General features: G+C 68.4%; 2 protein-coding genes. One reads left to right on the top strand and one right to left on the bottom strand.

Annotation, left to right across the window (positions count from 1 at the left end):
• Window positions 1-4 precede the first annotated feature (4 nt).
• Entirely contained in the window at window positions 5-940 is a 936-nt protein-coding gene (locus GSQ76_RS00570; RefSeq protein WP_158741971.1) for a DMT family transporter, read from the bottom strand.
• 99 nt (window positions 941-1,039) lie between these two features.
• On the opposite strand from GSQ76_RS00570, the gene GSQ76_RS00565 reads away from it, so the two are divergent.
• A partial coding sequence (locus tag GSQ76_RS00565) for an amidohydrolase family protein (RefSeq protein WP_216850832.1) occupies window positions 1,040-2,100 on the top strand: 1,061 nt, incomplete at its 3' end.

The raw sequence follows: 2,100 nt of genomic DNA, 5'->3' as shown, positions 1-2,100 counted from the left end.
CTTATCAGTCCGCGACCCGCCCCGGCAATCGGGCGGGGACGGACGCCTCGCCGCGGAGGGAGAGAAAGGCGCCGGCAAGCATGGTGAGCATGCCCAGGGCGTCGGTGAGGGTGGCGTGTTCGCCGAAGACGATGATGCCGAGCAGGACGGCGAAGATGGGGGAGACGAAGGCGTAGGCTCCAGCGCGGGCGGCGCCCCATTCGCGGACGAGCAGGAGGTAGGCCGGGTAGGCGGCGAGGGAGCCGAACAGCACCAGGAACCACCATCCGGCCCAGGCGGGGGCGCCCCATTGGCCGTCGAGGGCTGCGATGGCGCCGGGTTCGAAGGCCAGCGAGATTGCCAGCAGGGCGAGGCCGCCGAGCGTGGTGGTGAGGCCCGAGACCTGGACCGGGGAGTAGCGGCGCAGGAGCGGGCGGGCCATGACGGAGCCGCAACTATACAGCAACGCGCTGGCGACGATGGCGAGGGATCCGGCCAGTTCCATCGATCCGCCGGCGCCGTGGCCAGACATGGCCTTTGGGCCGAACAGGAGCAGGAGCCCCGCGATTCCGATTGCAACGCCCAGGCCGCGAATGGGAGTGATGCGGTCCTCCCGCAGCGCCGTGCCGATGAGCAGCAGGGCGACGGGCATGAAGGCGAGGTTGAGGATGGAGGCGAGGCCGGAGCTGACGAATTTGGCGCCCCAGAACAGGGGGGCGTAGGTGCCGATCACCATCAGCAGCGTGACGATGCCGAAGCGCGGCAGGTCGGCCCTGGCGGGGAGCAGCGGTGCCCCGTTGGCCCGGGTGAACAGCATGAGGACTGCGCCGGCCAGAACGAAGCGGGTGCCGACGAATAGCAGGGGCGGCACGGCGGAAATGCCAATTTTGGCGGCGATCCACGTCGTGCCCCATACCACGCAGATCACCGCAAACAGGATGTGTGCGCGCTCGATCTTCAACCGACTCTCCCCGGGTTTGCCCCCCGCTGTAGCACGGCGCGTGCGTTGCGCCGCTGGCGGAACTGGGGCTTGCTGGCCGGACAGGCAGGAGGCGCATGCATGACCACCACCGCCATCTTCGGCAGCTACGTCCTGGCCCGGCGCGATGGCGAGCAGGATGTGCTGCGGGACCATTGGGTGCTGCTGGAGGGCAAGCGCATCGCCGCCGTGCAGCCCAATCGGCCGATGGCGGACCAGGTGTTCGACCGGCCGGGCCGGTTCGTGCTGCCGGGGTTGATGAACCTGCACAACCATTGCTTCAGCGAGGCCGTGGCCCGCACCCATACCGAGGACGGGAACGGCCGCAAGAATAACCAGAGCATCGTCTACACCGTGCTGCTGCCGCTGACGAAGCGGGGCGCCGATATCCTGAGCCCGGCGGAACGGATGGACGTGGCCCGGCTGGGCATCCTGCAATTGCTGAAGGGGGGCGCCACGACGGTGATGGAGCCGTTCCGGAATGGCATTCCCGAGATGTTCGATGCGGCGGAGGAGATGGGCATTCGCTTCTACGGCGCGCCCTATTTGTTCTCCACCTCGGACGCGCGGGCCGGGGCGGACGGCGTGGTGCGTTACGCAGGCGATGACGGGCAGGCGGACATGGATATTTGGAACGCGCTGTACGAGCGCTGGCATGGCAAGGCCGATGGCCGCCTGCGCCTGGCGATGAGCCCGCATGCCACCGACACCTGCGGGCCGGAGCTGCTACGCGCCTGTGCCGAGCGGGCTCGCGCGCTGGACGTGCCGATCACCACGCATGTCGCCCAAAGTGCGGCGGAGGTTGCGACCATCGGCGCGCGCTATGACGGCCGCACGCCAGCGGAATACCTGGATTGGCTGGGCCTGTTGGCGCCGGATCTGATGGCGGCGCATTGCATCAACAGCACGGATGACGATTTGCGGCTGATGGCGGCACGGGGCGCGACCGTGCTCAACTGCCCCCGCGTTTTCGCCCGCACCGGGACCATTGCTGCGTTCGGGCGGTTTGCCGGGCATGGCGTGCGCACGGTAGTGGGCACGGATGGCTACAACATGGATCTGCTGGGCGAGTTGAACGCGGCGTCGATGATCTCCAAACTGGCGGCTGGGCGACCGGATGTGGCCAATGCCCCGGCGTTGAT

It is taken from the genome of Acidisphaera sp. L21 (assembly GCF_009765685.1).
Lineage (GTDB): Bacteria > Pseudomonadota > Alphaproteobacteria > Acetobacterales > Acetobacteraceae > LMUY01.
The sequence above is the reverse complement of the archived record's forward strand: the minus strand, read 5'-3'. Positions and strand labels throughout refer to the sequence as shown.